Source organism: Variovorax sp. DAIF25 (genome assembly GCF_050711835.1).
Lineage (GTDB): Bacteria > Pseudomonadota > Gammaproteobacteria > Burkholderiales > Burkholderiaceae_C > Variovorax.
In genome coordinates this window covers 4,772,913-4,793,696 of sequence record NZ_CP136636.1, presented here as the reverse complement: position 1 = coordinate 4,793,696, position 20,784 = coordinate 4,772,913, and the positions used below count along the sequence as shown (strand labels likewise).

The 20,784-nt window shown below is 70.4% G+C and carries 22 protein-coding genes; 4 read left to right on the top strand and 18 right to left on the bottom strand.

Annotated features, from left to right (window positions below):
• Positions 1-14 precede the first annotated feature (14 nt).
• From R0232_RS22065 to R0232_RS22030, 8 genes are all read right to left on the bottom strand, one after another.
• Entirely contained in the window at positions 15-908 is an 894-nt protein-coding gene (locus R0232_RS22065) for a helix-turn-helix domain-containing protein (protein ID WP_177239591.1), read from the bottom strand.
• A 148-nt stretch (positions 909-1,056) separates the two neighbouring features.
• Positions 1,057-2,082, bottom strand: coding sequence for a Bug family tripartite tricarboxylate transporter substrate binding protein (locus tag R0232_RS22060; protein ID WP_093356081.1), 1,026 nt, complete (start codon positions 2,080-2,082; stop codon positions 1,057-1,059).
• A 70-nt stretch (positions 2,083-2,152) separates the two neighbouring features.
• Positions 2,153-3,064 carry an HpcH/HpaI aldolase/citrate lyase family protein gene (locus R0232_RS22055; RefSeq protein WP_261216515.1) on the bottom strand — a complete coding sequence of 304 codons (912 nt, stop codon included), beginning with the start codon at positions 3,062-3,064 and terminating at the stop codon, positions 2,153-2,155.
• Between the two features lie 27 nt (positions 3,065-3,091).
• Positions 3,092-4,270: a CaiB/BaiF CoA transferase family protein gene (locus R0232_RS22050; protein ID WP_281081374.1), complete on the bottom strand. Its 1,179-nt coding sequence runs from the start codon at positions 4,268-4,270 to the stop codon at positions 3,092-3,094.
• Between the two features lie 62 nt (positions 4,271-4,332).
• On the bottom strand, positions 4,333-4,824 hold the full coding sequence (locus tag R0232_RS22045; RefSeq protein ID WP_057593607.1) for a MaoC family dehydratase: 492 nt from the start codon (positions 4,822-4,824) through the stop codon (positions 4,333-4,335).
• Positions 4,821-6,056 carry an acyl-CoA dehydrogenase family protein gene (locus tag R0232_RS22040; protein WP_431509419.1) on the bottom strand — a complete coding sequence of 412 codons (1,236 nt, stop codon included), beginning with the start codon at positions 6,054-6,056 and terminating at the stop codon, positions 4,821-4,823. The genes R0232_RS22045 and R0232_RS22040 overlap by 4 nt, the downstream gene beginning before the upstream one ends.
• A gap of 4 nt (positions 6,057-6,060) precedes the next feature.
• The gene (locus tag R0232_RS22035; protein WP_057593609.1) at positions 6,061-6,561 is read right to left on the bottom strand and encodes a MaoC family dehydratase; all 501 of its coding nucleotides are present in this window, start codon (positions 6,559-6,561) and stop codon (positions 6,061-6,063) included.
• A complete protein-coding gene (locus R0232_RS22030) occupies positions 6,558-7,928 on the bottom strand; it encodes an MmgE/PrpD family protein (RefSeq protein WP_431509418.1) in 1,371 nt (456 codons plus the stop codon). Before R0232_RS22030 ends, R0232_RS22035 begins: the two co-directional genes overlap by 4 nt.
• A 147-nt stretch (positions 7,929-8,075) precedes the next feature.
• Between R0232_RS22030 and R0232_RS22025 the strand changes: the two genes are divergently transcribed.
• Positions 8,076-8,972 (top strand): HpcH/HpaI aldolase/citrate lyase family protein, encoded by an 897-nt coding sequence (locus tag R0232_RS22025; protein ID WP_431509417.1) that lies wholly within the window; start codon positions 8,076-8,078, stop codon positions 8,970-8,972.
• Positions 8,973-8,981: 9 nt separating this feature from the next.
• Here R0232_RS22025 and R0232_RS22020 read toward each other — a convergent pair whose 3' ends face one another.
• From R0232_RS22020 to R0232_RS21975, 10 genes are all read right to left on the bottom strand, one after another.
• Positions 8,982-9,719, bottom strand: a complete 738-nt coding sequence (locus tag R0232_RS22020; RefSeq protein WP_431509416.1) for an IclR family transcriptional regulator — start codon at positions 9,717-9,719, stop codon at positions 8,982-8,984.
• An 8-nt stretch (positions 9,720-9,727) separates the two neighbouring features.
• Positions 9,728-10,189: a YiiD C-terminal domain-containing protein gene (locus R0232_RS22015; protein ID WP_431509415.1), complete on the bottom strand. Its 462-nt coding sequence runs from the start codon at positions 10,187-10,189 to the stop codon at positions 9,728-9,730.
• 32 nt (positions 10,190-10,221) lie between these two features.
• Positions 10,222-10,407 (bottom strand): hypothetical protein, encoded by a 186-nt coding sequence (locus R0232_RS22010; RefSeq protein WP_431509414.1) that lies wholly within the window; start codon positions 10,405-10,407, stop codon positions 10,222-10,224.
• A 27-nt stretch (positions 10,408-10,434) separates the two neighbouring features.
• Entirely contained in the window at positions 10,435-11,115 is a 681-nt protein-coding gene (locus tag R0232_RS22005) for a hypothetical protein (protein WP_431509413.1), read from the bottom strand.
• 48 nt (positions 11,116-11,163) lie between these two features.
• Complete coding sequence (locus R0232_RS22000; protein ID WP_431509412.1) at positions 11,164-11,349, bottom strand: hypothetical protein; 186 nt, start codon at positions 11,347-11,349, stop codon at positions 11,164-11,166.
• Positions 11,350-11,380: 31 nt separating this feature from the next.
• The gene (locus tag R0232_RS21995) at positions 11,381-12,415 is read right to left on the bottom strand and encodes a tripartite tricarboxylate transporter substrate binding protein (RefSeq protein WP_093356116.1); all 1,035 of its coding nucleotides are present in this window, start codon (positions 12,413-12,415) and stop codon (positions 11,381-11,383) included.
• A 38-nt stretch (positions 12,416-12,453) separates the two neighbouring features.
• Positions 12,454-13,887: a sensor histidine kinase gene (locus R0232_RS21990; RefSeq protein WP_431509411.1), complete on the bottom strand. Its 1,434-nt coding sequence runs from the start codon at positions 13,885-13,887 to the stop codon at positions 12,454-12,456.
• Positions 13,888-13,894: 7 nt separating this feature from the next.
• The gene (locus R0232_RS21985; RefSeq protein ID WP_296739584.1) at positions 13,895-14,560 is read right to left on the bottom strand and encodes a response regulator; all 666 of its coding nucleotides are present in this window, start codon (positions 14,558-14,560) and stop codon (positions 13,895-13,897) included.
• A 59-nt stretch (positions 14,561-14,619) separates the two neighbouring features.
• A complete protein-coding gene (locus R0232_RS21980; protein WP_093356111.1) occupies positions 14,620-15,639 on the bottom strand; it encodes a Bug family tripartite tricarboxylate transporter substrate binding protein in 1,020 nt (339 codons plus the stop codon).
• A gap of 106 nt (positions 15,640-15,745) precedes the next feature.
• Positions 15,746-16,477, bottom strand: coding sequence for a GntR family transcriptional regulator (locus R0232_RS21975; protein ID WP_208508057.1), 732 nt, complete (start codon positions 16,475-16,477; stop codon positions 15,746-15,748).
• 92 nt (positions 16,478-16,569) lie between these two features.
• Here R0232_RS21975 and R0232_RS21970 point away from each other — a divergent pair, with 92 nt between their 5' ends.
• The 3 genes from R0232_RS21970 to R0232_RS21960 are packed head-to-tail and all read left to right on the top strand — an operon-like array spanning position 16,570 to position 20,755.
• Entirely contained in the window at positions 16,570-17,946 is a 1,377-nt protein-coding gene (locus R0232_RS21970) for a class-II fumarase/aspartase family protein (RefSeq protein ID WP_431509410.1), read from the top strand.
• Between the two features lie 24 nt (positions 17,947-17,970).
• Entirely contained in the window at positions 17,971-19,326 is a 1,356-nt protein-coding gene (locus tag R0232_RS21965; protein WP_431509409.1) for a cation:dicarboxylate symporter family transporter, read from the top strand.
• A gap of 22 nt (positions 19,327-19,348) precedes the next feature.
• Complete coding sequence (locus R0232_RS21960) at positions 19,349-20,755, top strand: class II fumarate hydratase (RefSeq protein ID WP_431512922.1); 1,407 nt, start codon at positions 19,349-19,351, stop codon at positions 20,753-20,755.
• The last annotated feature ends 29 nt before the right edge of the window (positions 20,756-20,784 follow it).

Genomic DNA, 20,784 nt, shown 5'->3' with positions numbered 1-20,784 from the left:
GAGGGCGCGGTCCGCTACTGGCGCCGGGCCTGCCGGTAGACCTGCGGCGTCATGCCTTCGGTGCGGCGGAACAGCCGCGCGAGATGGCTGGAGTCGGAGAAGCCGCAGTCCATGGCGATCTGCAGGATGTTCTTGTCCGAGAAGGCCAGGTCGGCCTTGGCCAGCCGCAGCCGCGCCGCCACCAGGTGCGCGTGCGGCGTGAGCCCGTAGCGCTGCTTGAAGCGGCGCGCGAAATGGAATTCGCTCATCTCGGCCAGGCGCGCGAGCCGCGCCACGCTCAGCGGCTCGTGCGGATGGCGCTCCACGTGGTCGAAGGCCGCCTGCAGGCCTTCATGCGCCGGCGGCGCCTCGGCATGGACCACGCGCCCGTAGCTGCGCAGCAGGTGCGCCACCAGCGACTGCGCGATGCCGTCGGCATACATGCGCCCGGCCGCGCCGTCGGCATCGAGCGCCGCCACGAGTTGCGCGCCGAGCAGGCGGCCCACGCGGTCGTCGCGGTACAGCGGGCCGTCGCGCGGCTCGAAGTCCTCGAAGTCGATGCCGAAGCGGCGCGCGGTCGCGCGCAGCTCGCCGAGCGAGAAATGGATGTGCAGCAGGTCGAAGGGGCTGGGCGATTCGAAGCCCGTGCGCTCGATGGTGCGCGAGTCGATCAGCCGCACGCTGCCGCCTTCGATCGGGCCGTCCCAGATCACCGTGTCGTCCACGCGCGAGCAGGCGTCCATCGGCAGCAGCACCATCGAGAACATCATGAAGTCCTGCGAGGTCTCGATGTCGAACTGGAAGGGCCCGGCCGTCTTGCGCGTCCAGCGCAGCACCGACACCCCGGTGGACGGCAGGTTCATCAGCGCACCGGCGCTGCGCAGGCCCCACAGGTCTTCCATGTCGTTGAGGTCGCGCAGGGGCAGCATGAGGTGCGTTCGGGAAGGGGGCGGCGAGCGCCGAGGCAGTCGAAAGTGCGCGAATTCTCATGCATTTTCCGGGCCAGTCACCGGGGGGTAATCCCGGTCCGGCCGCCGCCCGCGGCGTTCCCTTCCGCTTCCCGCGCAGCGCGCGCGGCTACTGCGCCTGCAGCCCGAGCTCCCTCGTCATCGCCTGGTAGGTGGGCCAGGTGCGCTGGATGAAGCGCTGCAGCTCGGCGCCCGTCAGCGGCGCTTCCTCCACGCCGAGCTGCGCCAGCACATTCTTGACGGCCTCCGATCTGGACGCCGATTCGCGGCAGGCATCGGCGACGCGGCGCACCACGTCGGCCGGAAGGCCCGCGGGGCCCAGGATCATGTTGCACTCGGTGAGGTTCTCGAATGCGGCTCCGGTGAAGCCCTCGTCGGCCCAGGTCGGAATGCCGGGCAGCAGCTTCTCCGAGCGCCCGCCCGAGATGACCAGCACCGGCCGGAAGCTGCCTTTCTGGATCCCGGGGCCCAGGCCCGCCAGCGAGCCCGCGCCGATGTCGATGTTGCCCGCCATCAGGTCGAACACCATCGGGCCCGTGCCCTTGTAGTTCACGATGTCGAACCTGGCGCCGGTCTGCTTGGCGAGCTGGGTCATCATGATCTGCCAACCCGAGCCGATGCCGTAGTTGCCCACCGACACCGGCCGCTGGCGCGCGAGCGCGAGCAGCTCCTTGAAGTTCTTCACCGGCAGGTCCTTCTTCACCACCATCGGCGACACGCCGGTGCTGAAGGCCGCGATCGGCACCAGGTCCTTCGAGGTGTCGAGCGGCACCTTCTTGAGCATCACCGGTGCCTGCGCGAGCTGGCTGTGCAGCGTGATGAGCAGGGTGTAGCCGTCCGCGGGGGAGCGTGCCACGTTGTCGGCCGCAATCATGCCGATGCCGCCGGGCTTGTTCTCCACCACCACCGCCTGGCCCAGGCTCGAGGTCATGTACTCGGCCACCGCGCGCGCGGTGGCGTCGTTGGACGAGCCGGGCGCCTGCGCGGCCACCAGCCGCACCGGCTTGGTGGGCCAGTCCTGCGCGAAGGCCAGCCGCGGCAGTGCGCCGGTGCCCAGCGCCAGGCCGGCCGCGAGCAGCTGCCGCCGGCGGGCGGCATCCAGGGGCAGGGACGGTTCGATCTTGTCTCGTTGCATTGCTTTGTCTCCTTCGGGTCGCTTCAGGTGACGCGGCTGCCGGCGGCAGCGCGTCCACGGGCACGCGCGCCTACATGCCGATGCGGTCGGCCCGCTCGACCAGGTTGCGCACGATGCGCACCGACGCGATGTCGATCATCTTTCCGTCGTACTGCACGGCGCCGAGGCCCTGCGCGAGGGCCTGGTCGTAGGCCTGGATCATGTCGCGCGCGCGCGCCACGTCGGCGGCCGGCGGCGAGAAGGCTTCCTGCGCGAGCGCGACCTGCGAGGGATGGATGGCCCACTTGCCGACCATGCCGAGGATCATCGAGCGCCGGCATTCCTCGCGGAAGGCGTCGGGGTCCCTGAAGTCGGCGAAGGGGCCGTCGACGGCATCGATGCGGTGCGCGCGCGCGGCGATGGTCAGCTTGTGGCGCTGGTAGTGCCAGATGTCGCCGGGGTAGCCGCTGGCGCCGCCGATATCGCGCAGCGAGATGCCCTGGCTCGCCGAGTAGTCGCCCATGCCGAAGATCAGGCACTCGAGCCGCGGCGTGGAGGCCGCGATCTCCTCGACCCGCATCATGGCCTCGACCTCCTCGATCAGCACGTCGATGCCGATGCGCTTCTTGAGGCCCAGCTTCTTCTCCATCATCGACAGCAGCTTGTCGACGAACTGCACGTCGGCTGCGCTCATCGCCTTGGGCAGCATGATCACGTCGAGGTTCTCGCGCGCGCCCTCGACCACCTCGATGATGTCCTCGTAGGCGTACTCGGTCGTCAGGTCGTTGATGCGCACGCAGCGCGTGGTGCGGCCCCAGTCGAGGCCGTTGAGCGCGTGCACGATCTTCGCGCGCGCGGGGCGTTTCTCCGACGGTGCGACCGCATCCTCGAGATCGAGGAAGACGAAGTCGACGTCCATTCCCGCGGCTTTCTGCATCATCTTCTCGCTCGAGCCGGGCACGGACAGCTGGCAGCGGCGCAATCTCTGGGGTCGTTCTTGCATGGAACTCGTTTCCTTCGGGCAGTGGTTTCAGTGGATGACGTGGTCGGCGCGCAGCGCCGCGATCTCGGCCGGCGCGAAGCCGAAGCCCTGGAGCACCGCGTCGCTGTGCTCGCCGGTGAGCGGCGCGCGCCGGTGCACGCCGCCGGGCGTGTCGCTCATGTGGACGGGCGTGCCGGCCACGGTCAGCGCGCGCGCGGCGCCCGGCTGCTCGGTCTCCACCAGCATCCCGCGCGCGCGGAAATGCGCGTCCTCGAAGATGTCCTGCGCGTCGAACACCGGGCCGAACGGAATCTCGGCGCCGAGCAGCGACGACAGCTCGGCCTTGGTGTGGCGCGCGGTCCATTCGCCGACCAGGGCCTCGACCTCGGCGCGGTGCGCCATGCGCGCCTCGTTGCTCGCGTAGCGCGGATCGCTCGCGAGCTCGGGCCGGCCCATGCGCTGCACCAGCGGCACCCAGAAGCGGTCGTTGGGCACGCCGAGGCTCACGTGGCCGTCCTTCGCGGGGAACAGTCCGAAGGGGCACAGCAGCGGGTGGCCGTTGCCCTCGGGGCCCGGCGACTCGTGCGAGGCGCTGTACTGGTAGACCAGCCGCTCGCAGATCGCCAGCACCGCATCGACCATCGACACGTCGACGAACTGGCCGCGCCCGGTGCGCTGCGCGCGCCAGCAGGCCGAGGCGATGCCGAAGGCGAGGAAGGTCGCGGGCACCAGGTCGCCGACGCCCGGGCCGATCTTGGTCGGCGCACCTGCGGGCACCGGGCCGGTGATGCCCATGATGCCGCCCATCGCCTGCGCGACCGGGTCGTAGGCCGGCCAGTCGGCGTAGGGGCTCCGGCCGCTGCGCGGATCGCCGAAGCCGCGCATCGCGGCATACACCAGGCGCGGGTTCTCGGCGATCAGCGCCTCGTAGCCCAGGCCCAGCCGTTCCATCACGCCGCAGCGGTAGTTCTCGACCAGCACGTCGGCGCCGCGCACCATGCGCAGCAGCGCGGCCTTGCCGGCGGGCTGCTTGAGGTCGAGCGCGAGCGACTGCTTGTTGCGGTTGATCGAGGCGAAGTAGCCACCGAAGCCGCCTTCGGCGATGGTCAGCGCGCCGGGCAGGTGCGGGCCGGTCCGGCGCGTGGGGTCGCCGCCGGGCGGCTCGATCTTCACCACGCGCGCGCCCTGGTCGGCCAGCATCATGGTGGCGTAGGGGCCGGCCAGCATGCGCGTGAGGTCGAGCACGACCAGGCCGTCGAGGGCGCCGGTGGCGGCGGGGGCAGCCTGCGTCACCGGCCCGCCCAATGGCTCTTGCGCTTGAGCAGCACGGTGCGCTCGGCCTCGACGCAGAGCTTGTCGTCCTGGTTCAGGCCGTAGTGCCGGAAGCGCACGATGCCGGCGTCGTCGCGCTCGGCCGCGCGCGCTTCCAGCACTTCGCTGTAGGCATAGAGCGTGTCGCCATGGAACACCGGATGCGACAGGCGGATCCTGTCGAGCGCCAGTTCCTGCAGGCATTGCTCGGCCGTGTCCTGGGCCGCGAGCCCGAGCACCATCGACAGGTTGATGCCGCCGAACACCACGCGCTGCGCGAAGATGCCGCGCGCATCCTGCTTCTTCATCGCGTCCTCGTTGAAATGGCCCTCGGCGGTGTTCATCACCAGGTTGGTGAGCAGCACGTTGTCCATCTCGGTCACGGTCTTGCCGCGGTGGTGGCGCAGCAGCAGGCCGACCTCGAAGTCCTCGAAGTAGTTGTCGGCGCTGGTGAGTTCGGCGCTTCTCATGCCGCGCCGCCTTTCTGCGCCACGGCCGCGAAGGCGCGCCCGGCGATCATGGCCTCGACCTCCGACTTGCCCAGCAGGCTGGTCGCGATGATGCGCTGCTGGATCTCCGAGGTGCCCTCGAAGATCTTCGTGAGCCGCGCGTCGCGCCAGTAGCGTTCGACCGGGAACAGCCTGGTGTAGCCCGCGCCGCCGAAGATCTGCATCGCCTCGGAGGTCACGCGCTCGGCCATCTCGGAGGCGAAGTACTTCGCCATCGAGGCTTCCTTGTCGCAGCGCCGGCCGCTGTCGATCTCGCTGCAGACGAAGTGCATGAGCTGGCGCGCCGCCTCGATCTCGGTCGCCATGGTGGCGATCTTGAAGCGGATCGCCTGGTACTCGGCGATCGGCATGCCGAACTGCTTGCGTTCGCCGGCATAGGCGATGGCGTCCTCGAGCGCGCCCTGGGCCAGCCCGATGGCACGCGCGGCCGTGTGGGCGCGCGCGCCTTCCAGGCCCTTGGTCATCAGGTGGAAGGCCTTGCCTTCCTCGCCGATCAGGCAGTCCGCCGGCACGCGCAGGCCGTCGAGCGCGAGCTCGAAGGTCTTCCAGCCGAAGTAGCCGATCTTGGGGATCGGCGCGCCGGTCATGCCCTTCGGAAAGCTGCCGCGTTCCTTCTCGATCAGGAAGCAGGAGATGCCGAGCCAGCGCTTTTCCGAGTTGGGCGGCGGCGCGGTGCGGGCGAACAGCGTGATGTAGTCGGCGCCGTCCGCGAAGGTGCACCAGTACTTGTTGCCGGTGATCACCCACTCGTCGCCGTCGCGCACTGCGCGGCAGGAGATCGAGGCCAGGTCGGAGCCGGTGTCGGGCTCGGACAGCGCGCTGGCGTTGAGGAACTCGCCGCGCACCACGCGCGGCAGGTACCTGGCGCGCATCTCCTCGGGCATGGCGGCCTTGATCCAGCCGCCCTGGGCGCGCGCGACGATCGAGGCGACCGACATCCAGCCGCGCGCCAGTTCCTCGCAGATCAGGCAGTACTCGAAGTAGCCGAGCCCGAGGCCGCCGTACTGCTCGGGAATCATGATCCCGAAGTAGCCCATGTCGGCGATCTTCTGGCGCAGTTCCATCGGGATCTCGCCCTCCGGGCCGTCGAGCCTGTTGGCGACCGGCAGCACCTCCTTCATCGTGAATTCGCGCGCCGCGTCGCGGATCATGCGACGCTCTTGCGTCATGTAGCCCAGACCATCTTCCGACATCGTTTCAGTTCCTCGTTTTGACCAGGTTCGTGCGCTTGAAGGCGATGACCTCCTCGCCGCGTTGGTTGCTGCCGCGCGTGTGCCAGGTGACGATGCCGTAGCCCGGGCGGTTGCTCGCCAGGCGCGCGGCCACCACTTCGGAGCGGGCCTCGAGCGTGTCGCCCGGATAGACGGGCCGCAGGTAGCTGAGCTCGTCCACGCCGAGGAAGGGGCCGCCGCCCTCGGACAGGTCTTCCACCGACAGGCCGAACACCGTGTTGAACACCAGCAGCGGATTGACCGGCGTGGTCGGGTGGCCATGGGCCTGGGCGAAGGCCTCGTTGGTGTAGTGCGGGTTGTAGTGCAGCGTCAGCGTGGAGAACAGCGTGTTGTCCGCGGCCGTGACCGTGCGGCCCCAGTGGTGCGCGAAGCGGCGGCCGATGTCGAAATCCTCGTACCGGTTGCCGCGTGTCCTGGGCCTGGCCTCGGCCTTCAGGCGCTGGACCGTGATGTCGTTGGGCGTCATTGAATCGCTTCGATCAGGGAGTGGAGGTGGGGGGAGGTGGGGAGTGCCGCGACCGCCTGCGCCAGCCGCTCGAAGCGCGCGGCGCCGATCACCGGCTCGGCGATCGCGCGCGCCTTGGCATGCAGGCGTTGCCATTGCGCATCGAGGTCGGTGGCGGGAATGGCGACGTTGGCCTGCGCGCTCAACACGCGGCCATCGCGCGTGCGCAAGGTGGCGGTCGCGGTGTCGCGCTGCTGCGTGTCGGCGACCTCGAGCGTCACGCGTTCGCGCGCCCGGCGCCAGCGCGGATCGCTTGCCGTCTCGTCGGTGTAGAGACCGAGCGCGGCGGTGTCGGCGCCGTCGAGCGCCAGCGCTCCTAGGTGGCGAATTGAGAACTTGACTTCGAGCCCGGTCGCCGGGGCTTCGATGTCGCAGACGCCGCGGTGGTTGCCTTCGCCCGAGACCGTCAGCGTCATCGTCTCCAGGTCGTCGAGGCCGACGCCGTGGCGCGCGCGCAGTTCGCGGATGGCCTCGATCGACGAGTGCGTGAGGTAGCAGGCGGCGTGGTACTTGAACAGCGTGCGCTCGATCGCGAAGCCGGACGCGGTGTCGATGGTGGCGGGGAAGGGGTTGAGCTCCGGTGCCAGCGTGCGCGCGAAACCCTGCGCGCCCTCGATCGCCTGCTCGTTGGCGGTGAAGCCGCGCGCCGCAAGCTGCGCGGCCATCAGCCCGTTCATCGCGGCCTTGCCCGCGTGCAGCGGCTTGGCCATGGTGCCGAACATCGACTTGAGCCCGGCGGCCTGGGTGGCCGCGAGGCCCAGTGCATGCGCAGTGCGCGACGGGTCGAGCCCTTGCAGGTGGGCACAGGCCGCCGCGGCGCCCAGCGTGCCGACGGTGCCGGTCGCATGGAAGCCGTGGCGGTAGTGGCTCGGGCCCACCATCTCGCCGACGCGGCTCTCGATCTCGTGGCCGACCACCACGGCGCGCAGCAGCGCGAGGCCGGAAGCGCCGCGCGCCTGGGCCAGTGCCAGCGCCGCGGGCACCACCGGCACGCTGGGATGGCCGAACATGCGCGAGGCCACGTCGTCGAAGTCGAGCGCATGGCCGGCGGCGCCGTTGATCAGCGCCGCATCGACCGGCCGCGCGCGGCGGCCGCTCGCGATCAGCGAGGAGGCTTCGCCGCCGCTGCCGCCGTATTCCTCCGCGAGTATCCGCACCAGCGGTTCGCTGCTGCCGGCGATGGTCACGGCAAGCCAGTCGAGCATCACGTGCCGCGCCCATTCGAGCGCCAGCGGCGTGATCGCCTGCTGCGCGCCGCCGCCGATCCATTCGGCCAGCAGCCGGGTGGCTTCCACGTCCTTCGTCACGCCGGTGTGCGCTTCGCTCATCTTTTTCCTGCCGTCTGGTTGTCTCGTTCGCTGAAGTATCCGGGCGGGCTTCGGCGAAAAGCATCATGGATGTGATGGTTGAAGACGCGCGAGAACCATCACATATGCGATGGAGGGCGCGCGAGCGAAGCGGCAGACTGCACGCCCATGAATGCACTTCAGCACCCACCGCGCCGTTCGGCGCTCTACGTTCCGGCCTCCAATCCACGCGCCCTCGCCAAGGTCGGCGGCCTCGATGCCGATGCCGTCGTCTTCGACCTCGAAGATGCCGTCGCTCCCGAGATGAAGGAGGCGGCACGCGGCCACCTGCTGCAGGTCTTCGAGGCCGGACGGCCCGGGCTGCAGTACAGGGTGGTGCGCATCAACGCCATCGGCAGCGCGGACTTCGATGCCGACATGCGCACCGTGGCGCGCTGTCGCCCCGATGCGCTGCTGGTGCCCAAGATCGGCAGCGCGAACGACGTACGCTTCCTGTCGGAGGCGGCGCTGCGCCATGGTCTCGGCGCTGAATTGCGGCTATGGCTGATGGTCGAGACGGCCGACGCGCTCGCGGCGCTCGACGACATCGTGCGCGCCGGCCTGGGCGCGCGGCCGCGGCTCGAGGCCCTCGTGGTCGGCACCAACGACCTCGCGAAGGAAACCGGCGTGTTCGCGGGCGATGGCCGGCGTTACCTGATGCCCTGGCTCATGGGTGTCGTATTGAGCGCGAAGCGGCACGGCGTCTGCGTGCTCGACGGCGTCTGGAACGACTTCGCCGACACAGCGGGCTTCGATGCGGAGGCCCTGCAGTCGGCGCGCATGGCCTTCGACGGCAAGACGCTGATCCATCCGTCGCAGATCGCGCCGGCGAACGCGGCCTTCTCTCCCTCGGCGGCGGCGCTCGCGGAGGCGCGGGCGATCGTCGCGGCCTTCGAGCTGCCCCGGCATGCCGGCGCGGGCGTCATCAACCTCGAGGGCCGGATGGTCGAGCGGCTGCACCTCGCGCAGGCGCAGCGTCTGCTGGCGATGCAGGCGGTGATCGAGGCGCGCGGCCAAGACCGCTGAGCGCCGCGCTCAACAGTTGCCGGCGGCGGCCAGCAGCGCGGGCAGCAGTTGCCTGCGCCGCTGGTGCAGCCGATCGACCGGCGCACCGATCCCGATCGCCAGCCGCTGGCTGCGGATCTTGGTGGGGATCAGGGTGGCGATCACGCCCGCGCCCGAGGTCGCGAGATTGGCCGATTCGTACCAGCCCTGTTCGCGCGCCTGCTCGACCGCGCGCAGGGTCTGCGCGATCCGTGCGATCGGGCCGCTCTTGCCGCGCTCGGCGTTGTAGCGCCGCAGCAGCAGCTCGATCTGCTCGTCCTTCATCTCGCTCAGCAGCATGATGCCGATGGCGGCGTGGTGCATGGGCCGCTTCACGCCCGGCGAGGGTGAGAAGCGCAGCGCATGCTGCGACTGGATCACCGAGATGTACTGCATCGAGAGGCCGCTCTTGCGCCCGAGCAGCACCGACTCGCCGGTCTCGCTGGCCAGGCGGCGCAGCGTGTCGTGGATCGTCTCGCGCTGGCCCGGCATGTGCGTGGCCCATTCGCAGAGGAACGCGACCCGCACCGACGGGCAGTAGCTGCGCGTCGCGCGCTCGTACTCCATGTAGCCCTGGCTGGCCAGGGTCTTGAGCAGCATCGAGACGCTCGATTGCGGCGCGCCCAGCTTCTGCACGATCTCCGCCACGCGCAGCGGCCGCTGCTCGGCCTCGAACAGCTCGAGCAGTTCGAAGACCCGCACCGCGGATTTCACGAGGGTGTTCTGCATGGCCGTTGCTACGCGGTCGGTTCGGGCGGCGGCCGAAGTGCCACGAATTCGCCCGTCAGCCGCCCCACGACCTGCCCGCCGAACTCGAGCTGCGACGACACCGAGATGCGGGCCTTGCCCTTGCGCGCCAGCATGCGCGCGAACGGCAGCCACTGCGCGGGTTCGTCGAAGGCCGAGCGCGCGATGAAGTCGCCCTCGATCGGCAGCTCGTAGGCCATCGTGTTGCGCTGGATCACGAGCCGGCTGGCCAGGCCCTCGGCCGTCAGCCGCGTGTTGAGCAGCGACCAGGCCGCGAGGATCGCGACCGCCGAGGCGCTGCCGCCGAACACGGTGTCGCGGTGGTTGATGTTGGGCGCGAGCGGTGCGCGCAGCACCACTTCATGCGGTGCCACCGAGGCGACGGACACGGCCATGGCCTTCGAGAGCGGGATGTGGTCGTGGAGGTAGTGCTCCAGGTCTGCGGGGTTCAATGCGGTGGTCTCTTTGGGATGTGTGTGTCGTGCTACTTCGGCCGGTGCGTGTGCATGAGGTCCCACGCCAGGCCCGCGGCCCAGCCGATGCCCACGAGCCAGGCGCCGAGCTGTACGGTGTCGATGTCGGCCGGTGCGAACCAGTGGACCGCGAGGCCGATGAGCAGGCCTGCTGCCGCGCCGACGCAGGAGGTGGGGGAAATCAGGGCTTCGAGCATGGGGGTGACTCCGGTGCCGTCGGCCGCTCAAGGCCGTCTTTCCGATCCGTGCGGCTGTTCCTCGATGGCGATCGCCTGGTCCAACACGGCGTGCCATGCACTGGTTTCGCTGAGCGTGTAGGACCATCCTTCGCCGCTGTCCTTCCATCGCAGGGATTGCCATTCCGTGGAGGCGCGCAGCGCCAAGGCATCCTTGATGGCCTGTTCGCGCGTGGGAACGGGCAAGGGCCTCTGTCTGAAAGTGCCATGCTGCCGCGAGTAGTCGAGGTACTGGGATGCGAATTCCGGCAGGCCTCCGATCAGGTAGGAGTGGCCGAGGACGAAATGGCTCGTGCCGGAGCGCGCCAGCGGAAAGAGCGGCCAGTGGTCGGGGCGCATGTTCCGCTCGGGAAAATCGGTCAGTCCACCGAATCCGGGTGGCCTCGAGGACGGAGAACCGGGACCGGGTTCGAAAAGAATCCGGCACAACCAGCCGATCCGGATGTCGTTGCCGTCGAAAAAACCGCGAGCGAGTGGGGAACTCGACCGGGCCAGTTCTCCAAGTTCTTTCATGGCTTCCGTTTCGCCCAGCGCCACATAGTGATTGGCGGCTTCGGCCAGCAGGGCCGGCGTGACGGATGCCAGCGGAACGTCGAACAGGCGTGGCGCGGCGACGGAGATCGAGTGCAGCAGGATGAGGCTCAGGGCCGCCGCGATGCGATACGGCATCGACCGATTCGCCGCGAGACCCGGCCGGGAAAACAGGGGTCGATGCATCTACTTGCGCACCCGCCCCCGCTTGAATCGCAGAAACACCCCGATCGCCAGCGCCGCCAGGATCCCGCCGAGGATGAATTGCCCCAGCGCCGCGGCCACCGCGGCGCCGGACACCAGGCCGAAGCCGATGAGCGTTTCGAGCAGCTGCAGGGCCGCGTCGAGCCTCGAATGAAAGTAGCGCTTCATCTCGTGTCGCCGTTGCCGTTCGCGATCCGCCTCAAGGATTCCACCGCCGCAGCCCCAGTGCTTCCGCCTGCTGCCGATACGCCTGGATGCGTTCCCGCACATAGGCATCGAGCGCGGCCCCCGTGAGCGCGAAGGGATAGAGCCCATGCCGCTCGCGCAGCGCAGCATAGCCGGGCGCGGCCATGGCCTCCTCGAAGGCGGTGGTCCAGGCGCGCAGCGCGGCGTCGGGCACGTCGGCGCTGATGTAGAGGCCGCGCACGGTGGGCCACACGAGGTCCACGCCCTGTTCGCGCGCGGTCGGCACGCCCGCGAGCGCGCCGCCGAGCCGCGCTTCCGACAGCACCGCGAGCAGGCGCACGGCGGTGCCGCCGGCCATGGCCTGCAGCGCCTCGGCGGCGTCGCCCGCGAACACGTCGACATGCCGGCCCTGCAGCGCGCCGAGCGCATCGCCGCCGCCTTCGAAGGAGACGAAGCGCATCGCGCGGTGGTCGCCACCGGCGGCGCGCACCAGCAGCGCGGCCTTCACCCAGTCCTGGCTGCCGACGGTGCCGCCGGCGCCGAACACGATGCGCGACGGCGACTGGCGCAGCGCGGCCATCAGCTCGCGCAGGCTGCGGTAGGGCGAATCGCGGTGCACCACGACCACGCCGTAGTCGGTGCCGAGCGCGGCGACCCAGCGCACGGCGCTGGTCGGATGCGGGCCGAAGCGGCCCTGCGCGAGGTTGAGCAGCGAGCCGCTCGAGAACGCGACCAGCGTGCCCGGGCCGCCGAGGCGGCCGGTGGCGATGCGGTCGAAGGCGACGGCGCCGATGCCGCCCGGCAGGAAGCGCTGCGCGAGCGGCGCGCGCGCGGGCCGCACGGCCTGCAGCGCGTCGCGCGCGAGCGCGCAGGTGAGGGCGAAGCCGCCGCCGGCCTTGGCGGGGATGATGCATTCGGCCGCGGCCTGCGATGGATCGGCCGGATCGAGCTGCGGCGCCGCGAAGGCGCGCATCGCGCCGCCGGGCAGCAGCAGCGCCGAGAGCGCGCGCAGGGCGTGGCGTCGAGAGTGATCGATGCGGATCGGCATGGCGGGGATTCTGGCCGCGAAACGAGGCGCGACGGCGCTCAGGCCGTGCCCGGGTTCGGCCACCAGATGATGGCATGCAGCCCGCTGCCGCCCTCGCGTGCCTCGAGCCGCAGTTCGCCGCCATGGCGCTGCGCGATCGAGCGCGCGATGGCCAGGCCGAGCCCGAAGCCGCCCTTGCCGGCGCGCGCGCCGCGCCGGAAGCGCTGGCCGAGCTGGGCGCGTTCCTCCTCGCCGAGGCCGGGGCCGTCGTCCTCGACATTGAGGCTCCAGCCGGCCGCATCGCCGGCCGCGAACACGGTGATGGTGCCCTCGGCCGGCGTGTAGGCGATGGCGTTGGCGACGAGGTTGGTGAGCGCCTCGCGCAGCAGCGCGCGGTCGGCCACCGCAACGAGTTCGACGTGCGCATGCCCCGCGGCATCGTCGGGTGCCTGGATGCCGAGGTCGATGCGCTTGGCGCGCGCCTGCGGCAGCAGGTCGACGGCCACCTCGCGCAGCAGGCCGGCGAGTTCGAACGCGGCCGGCGCCACGGCCACGGTGTCGCTGCGGCCCAGCGCCAGCAACTGCTGCGCGCTGCGCGTGGCGCGGCCGATCTCGGTGCCGAGGGCGTCGAGCGCGGCGCGCACCTGCAGCGGATCGTGCTGGCGCTGCGCGTAGTCGGCCTGCATCTGCAAGGTGGTGAGGTGGGTGCGCAGCTGGTGCGAGGCATCGTCGAGGAACTGCCGCTGCTGCGCCACCAGGTCCTGCGTGCGCGACATCTGGCGGTTGACCGCGGCCACCAGCGGCCGCACGTCGGCGGGCAGGTCGGTGTCGGCGATGCGCGTGAGGTCGTCGGGCTTGCGCGCCTCGACCTCGCGCGCGAGGCGCGACAGCGGCCGCAGCGCCGCCGCCAGCGCGGCACCGGTGCCGAACACCAGCAGCGCCAGCACCAGCGCGTCGCGCAGGGCCGCGCTGCGCACGAAGCGGGTGCTGAATTCCTGCCGCGAGCGCGTGCTCTCGCCGACCTGGATCAGCACGCTGCGCCCGGCACTGCGCGCGGGCGCGCGGTCGAGCTCGCGCCGGTAGGCCGCGAGCCGCACGGCCTCGCCGAAATACTCGGCGTCGTAGAAGGCCGGCACGCCGAGCGCGAGCGAGGCGGGCGGCGCGGGCAGGTCGGCGCTGCCGAGTTCCACCAGCCCGTCGGAGGTGGCCACGCGAAAGAACACCTGGCCGCTGGCCGTGAGCTCGAAGAACTCGAACATGGTGTAGGGCAGCTCGACCGAGAGCCCGCCCGAGGCGGTCGAGATGTTGGCGTCGATGGACTTGAGCGCGCCGAGCAGCGAGCGGTCGTAGGCCGCGTTGGCCGAGGCGAGCGCATCGTGCCGCGTGCGCCACAGCTCGATGCCGGTGACCGCGATCAGCGCGGGCAGCAGCAGCAGCGCGAGCCGCTGCCAGAGGCTGGCGCGGCGCAGCCAGGCGACCGAGGAACGCACCATGCCGTCTTCAGTCCGCCTCGAGCACGTAGCCCAGGCCACGCAGCGTGACGATGCGCACGCCGCTGCCGTCCAGGCGCTTGCGCAGCCGGTAGACCAGCACCTCGACGGCCTCGGGATGCACCTCCTCGTCGTCGGAGAACACGCGCTCGAGGATCTGCTGCTTCGACAGCGGCTCGCCGCTGCGCTGCACCAGCACGCGCAGCACCGCGAGCTCGCGCGGCGACAGCGCGAGCGCCTCGCCGGCCAGCGTGAACTGGCGCCGCGCGCCGTCGTACACCAGCGGCCCGCAGGCCAGCCGCGGATGCTCGACGCCGCGCGCGCGGCGCACCAGCGCATGCAGCCGGGCCTCGAGCTCGGCCAGCGCGAAGGGCTTGGCGAGGAAGTCGTCGGCGCCGGCATTGAGCGCGCTCACGCGTTCGTCGAGCGAGTCGCGCGCCGTGAGGATCAGCGCGGGCAGCCGCTGGTCGCGTTCGCGCAGCCGCTGCAGCACCGCGTGGCCGTCGAGCCCGGGCAGGCCGAGGTCGAGCACCAGCGCATCGTGGTCGCGCTGCTGCAGCGCGCGGTCGGCCAGCCGGCCGTCGTCCACCCATTCGACCTGGATGCCCGCATGCTCGAGCGCCTTGCTGAGCCAGGTGCCCAGGGTGTGTTCGTCTTCGGCCAGCAGGATGCGCATGGGGCGACTGTAGGGCGCGGCGGTGCCGCAGCCCAGGCGGCTTTCCCGCAGGTCCGCGCTCAATCGGGCTTGATGCCCGCCCGCGCGATCACCTTCTGCCAGCGCGCCTGCTCGCTCGCGATGAACTGCGCGAACTGCTCGGGCGTGCCGCCCACGGCCTCGGCCGCGTCGCCGGTCAGGCGGCGCATCGACTCGGGCGACTTCACGGCGCTCATGGTCTCGGTCGAGAGCTTGGCGAGCTGTGCCGGCGTGATGTTGGCCGGCGCGAGCATGCCGTACCACTGCGTCATCTCGAAGCCCGGGAAGCCCTGCTCGGCCACGGTCGGCACGTCGGGCAGCTGGGCCAGGCGCTTGGCCGAACCGGTGGCGATGCAGCGCACCTTGCCGGCCTTGATGAACGGGATGACCGCCGCCGCGCCGATGGCCGAGGCGTCGAGCCGGCCCGAGAGCAGGTCGGTCACCATCGGGCCGGTGCCGCGGTAGGGCACGTGCAGCATGAAGACCTCGGAGGTCATCTTCAGGTATTCGAAGGCGAGGTGGCCCGCGCTGCCGTTGCCGGCCGAGCCGTAGCTGAGCTTGCCGGGCTTGCTCTTGGCATAGGCGATGAACTCCTTGAGGTTCTTCGCGGGCACGTCGGGGTGCACCACGTAGAGGCTGGGCACCTTGGCCAGCAGGCTCACGGGCTTGAAGTCCTTGTTCGCGTCGTAGGGCAGCTTGGCGAAGATGTAGGGGTTGACCGCCAGCGTGCCGATGTGGCCCAGGATCAGCGTGTGCTGGTCGGTGCTGCGCGCCACCTCGCTCATCGCGATGTTGCCGGCCGCGCCGGGCTTGTTGTCGACGAACACGCTCTGGCCCAAGGTGCGCGACAGCTCGACCGCGGTCGAGCGCGCCACGATCTCCGAGCTGCCGCCCGGCGCGAAGGGCACGACGAAGCGCACCGACTTGTTGGGCCAGGTGTCGTCGGCGCGGGCGAGGCCCGCGAAGCCCGGCAACAGGCCGCCGAGAGCGAGCGCGCTACCCGATTGCAACCATTGGCGGCGGGTGGGTGAACCCAGGTGTTGGGGAAGGTCGAGGCGCATCGTCTTGTCTCCGTGTTTTTCCAGAAGGCCGCATGGTGCCTGGGGCTGGCTGTCGGAATGCTGTCAGTCCCGCCGCCGGCCGCGCAGCAGGTTCATTCACACCTTCTCAGCCTCTCGCGCGCTGCAGGTGCGTGGTGATGAAGAAGCGTTCGCCCGGGTGCGTGGCGACCGAACTCACGAGCACCTCGCCCTCGGCGTCGAGGTAGCGCCGCAGGATCTGCAAGGTCGCGCTGCCGGCCTCGATGCGCAGCTTGCGCGCCATGGCCGCCGAGGCGTCGACCGCGCGCACCTGCTGCACGATCTCGGCCACGCGCAGGCCGTAGTGCTGCTCGAGCAGCGCGCTGACCAGCGTGTCGGGCGCGGCGCGCACCAGCGCCTCGAGCGCCGCGTACTGGGTGTCGACGTAGATGTCGGTCCAGCCCAGCGGCAGGCCCTGCGGGCCTTCCTCCATGCGCAGGCTCGAGATGCGCAGCCAGCGCGTACCTTCCTCGCAACCGAGCAGGCGCGACAGCGCGGCATTGCTCGCGATGGTGTCGATCTCGGGCGCCAGGCGCAGGTGGGCGGCGCCGTACTGCATGAGGTCCTCCACCGAGGCCAGCGACTGCTGGAAGCCCATGCGCGCCACCGTCGACTCGACACGTGTGCCCACGTTCTTGCGCCGCGACACCAGGCCCGCGTCCTGCAGTTCCTGCAGCGCCATGCGCACCGTGTGGCGGCTGATCCCGTAGTGGTCGCGCAGCTCGAGTTCGGTCGGCAGCAGCGAGCCCAGCGGGAAGCGGCCCGAGGCGATGCCTTCCTTCAGTTCCTGGGCGATGTCGGTGAAGCGCGGCTTGTTCATGGTGGCTCGATTTTGACCTAAGGGTAAACCCTATTCATGCATATGTCCGAACATATTAAATTAAATATGTCCGAACATATCAAGGCCCGTCCATGTCCTCCGCCTCCCTCCCGATGGCCAGCACCGTCGTCGATTCGATCCTTTTCCGCGACGCCTTCGGCACGGCGCCGATGCGCGCGCTGTTCTCCGACGTGGCGCTGATCCAGCGCTACATCGACGCCGAGATCGCGCTGGCGCGCGCCGAAGCCAAGGTGGGCGTGATCCCGGCCGACGCGGCCGAGGTCATCGCGCGCGAGTCGCGCATCGAGCGCATCGACTTCGACCACATGCGCCACGAGACCGACATCGTGGGCTACCCGATCCTGCCGCTGGTGCACCAGCTGGTGGCCATGTGCGGCGACGCGGGCCGCTACGTGCACTGGGGCGCGACCACGCAGGACATCATGGACACGGCCGTCGCGCTGCAGGTGCGCGACGCGCTCGACCTGGTCGACGCCGAGATCCGCGAGCTGCGCGGCATCCTGGCCGACCTCGCGCGCAAGCACCGCGACACGCCGATGGCCGGGCGCACGCACCTGCAGCAGGCACTGCCCGTGACCTTCGGCTACAAGGTCGCGATCTGGCTCGCCATGTTCGACCGCCACCAGCAGCGCCTGGCCGAGCTGCGCCCGCGCGTGGCCGTGGTCGAGTTCGCGGGCGCGGCCGGCACGCTGGCCTCGCTGGGCGACAAGGGCTTCGAGGTGCAGGCGGCGATGGCCGAGGAACTGAAGCTCGGCGTGCCCGCGACCACCTGGCACGTGGCGCGCGACGGCTTCGCCGAGGCGGTGAACCTGCTGGCGCTCATCACCGGTTCGCTCGGCAAGATCGCGCTCGACATCATGATCATGGCCTCGACCGAGTTCGCCGAGGTCTACGAGCCCTTCGTCAAGGGACGCGGCGCGAGCAGCACCATGCCGCAGAAGCGCAACCCGATCTCGAGCGAGCTGATGCTCGCGGCCTCGAAGGCGGTGCGCCAGCATGCGGGCCTGATGGTCGATGCGATGGTGCAGGACTTCGAGCGCGCCACCGGCCCGTGGCATGCCGAGTGGATCGCGATCCCCGAGAGCTTCATCCTCACGGCCGGCGCGCTGCACCAGGCCAAGTTCGCGCTCGGCGGGCTGATCGTCGACGAGGCGCGCATGAAGCACAACCTGGGCATCAGCCGCGGCCTGATCGTGGCCGAGGCCGTGATGATGGGCATGGCGCCGCACATCGGCCGCCAGCAGGCGCACGATGTGGTCTACGACGCCTGCCGCACCGTCAACGAGAAGGGCGGCACGCTGGCCGAGGCGCTGGCGGCCTTGCCCGAGGTCACGGCGCATTTCGACCGCGCGGCCATCGATCGCCTGACCGACCCCGCCAACTACCTGGGCCTCGCGCCCCGGATGGTGGACCGCGCGCTGGCGCTGTCCGCGCAGGCCCGGGGCTGAGCCCGGGCACCCAAGGAGACAACCATGCTCAACGATTCCACCCTGGTCGCGCCGCCGAAGAAGCTGCCCTGGTACCGCAAGCTCGGCATGCAGGTGCTGGTCGCGCTGCTGCTGGGCATCGCGGTCGGCTTCGCCTTTCCGAAGTTCGCGGGCCAGCTCAAGCTGCTCGGCGACATGTTCCTGTCGCTCATCAAGGCGGGCGTGGCGCCGCTGGTGTTCCTCACCATCGTGCACGGCATCGCCTCGGCCGGCGACGTGCGCAGCGCGGGGCGCGTGGGCTGGCGCTCGCTGGTGTACTTCGAGGTGATCTCGACCATCGCGCTGGTCATCGGCCTGCTGGCCGGCAACCTGCTGCAGACCGGCAAGGGCATGACCTCGGTGGCCGGCGCGGCCGCGGCACCGGCGGTGAAGGCCGCCGCGCCGCAGGGCTTCCTCGAATTCATGGCGCACATCGTGCCCGACAACTTCGTCGGCGCCTTCGCCAAGGGCGAGCTGCTGCAGGTGGTGGTGCTGGCGGTGATGGTGGGCATCGGCATCCTCGCGATTCCCGAGAGCCGGCGCGAGAAGATCAACGGCGGCCTCGACATCATCTCGGAGGTGCTGTTCTCGTTCATCAACCTGGTGATGAAGCTCGCGCCCATCGGCACCTTCGGCGCGGTGGCCTATTCGGTGGGCAGCAACGGCTCGGCGGTGCTGGTGGCGCTGGCGCAGCTGGTGCTGAGCTTCTATGCGGTGATCGTGCTGTTCATCGCGGTGGTGCTGGGGCTGGTCGCCAGGTTCGCGGGCTTCAGCCTGTGGCGCTTCCTGCGCTACATCAAGGACGAGATCCTGATCGTGCTGGGCACCGCCTCCTCGGAAAGCGCGCTGCCGCGCCTGCTCGTGAAGCTCGAGCGCCTGGGCTGCGCCAAGCAGACGGTGGGCCTGGTGCTGCCCACGGGCTATGCCTTCAACCTCGACGGCACCTCGATCTTCATGGCCATGGGCGTGATGTTCATCGCGCATGCCTACGGCGTGCCGCTCACGCTCGACCACCAGATCGGCATCCTGCTGCTGATGCTGCTGACCTCGAAGGGCGCGGCCACGGTCTCGGGCGGTTCGTTCGTGGTGTTCGCGGCCACCGTCACCTCGACCGGGCTGCTGCCGGTCGAGGGCCTGGCGGTGATCTTCGGCGTCTACCGCTTCCTGTCGATGGCCATCTCGACCTGCAACGTGATCGGCAACAGCGTGGCCACGGTGGTGGTCGCCAAGTGGTCGGGCACCTTCGATGCGCAGCAGGCCGAGCGCCACCTCTACCCCGAGCGCTACCCCGAGACCGCACGGGCCGACCAGGACCTCGACGACGGCGTGGCGCCCGTCGACGCCCATGCCGCGCGGGCCTGATGCCATGACTGCCATGACTGCCATGACCGCCATGCGCATCGAACACGACGCCTTCGGCCCCGTCGAGATTCCGGCCGACCGCTACTGGGGCGCGCAGACCCAGCGCGCACTGGGGGTCTTCGAGATCGGCGAGGAGCGTTTTTCCGCGGGCCTGATCCACGCCTTCGGCCTGCAGAAGATGGCCGCGGCGCGCGCCAACCTGCGCTGCGGCGCGCTCGACGCAGCCAAGGTGGCGCCGATCCTCGAGGCCGCCGCCGAGCTGCGCGACGGCCGTTTCGACGACCACTTTCCGCTCACCGTGTGGCAGACGGGCTCGGGCACGCAGACCAACATGAACGCGAACGAGGTCATCGCCAACCGCGCGAACGAACTGCTGGGGCAGCCGCTCGGCACCAAGTCGCCGGTGCATCCGAACGACCACGTCAACGCTTCGCAGTCGTCGAACGACAGCTTCCCGACCGTGATGCACATCGCGACCGCGCTCGAACTGCGCCAGCGCCTGCGGCCCGCGCTGCAGTTGCTGCAGCAGCGCCTGCAGGAGCGCAGCGAAGCCTTCGCGGACGTGCTGAAGATCGCGCGCACCCACCTGATGGACGCGGTGCCGATGACCTTGGGGCAGAGCTTCGACGCCTTCGCGCGCCAGGTCGGCCACGGTATCGACCGCATCGACGCCACCTTCGCGCGCCTGCAGCTGCTGGCCCAGGGCGGCACCGCGGCGGGCACCGGGCTCAATGCGCCGCCGGGCTTCGACGCCGCCTTCTGCGAGGAACTGGGCGCGCTCAGCGGCATCGCCTTCGCGCCGAACCCCAGCAAGTTCGAAGGCATGGCCTCGCACGACGCGCTGGTGGAGGTGTCGGGCGCGCTCAACGTGCTCGCGACCTCGCTCGTGAAGATGGCCAACGACCTGCGGCTGCTGGGCTCGGGCCCGCGCTGCGGCCTGGGCGAGCTGCGCATTCCGGACGACGGGCTCACGAGCTCGATCATGCCGGGCAAGCGCAACCCGACCATTGCCGAAGTGGTGGTGCAGGCCGGGCTGCAGGCCATGGGCAACCACCTCACCATCACCATGGCGGGCGCCTCGGGCAACTTCGAGCTCAACGTGGCCAAGCCGCTGATCATCCAGAACCTGCTGCAATCGATCCGCGTGCTGGCCGATGCCTCGCGCGTGTTCGCCGAGCGGCTGGTGAAGGACATCGAGCCCGAGCGCGCGCGGCTCGCGGCGAACGTCGACAACGCCTTGCTGGCGGTGACGGCGCTGAATCCCGTGCTGGGCTACGACCGCGTGGCGCGCATCACGCGCGAGGCGCTCGCGCGCGACATCACGCCGCGGGCGGCGGCCATCGCCTTGCAGCTCATCGACGGCGACGCGTACGACCGGCTCGTCGATCCGGCGGCGATGGCCAGGCCCGCGGGCACCGCCCCGGCCTGAGGGACCCGGGCGCCGGGCCGGGGGGCCGC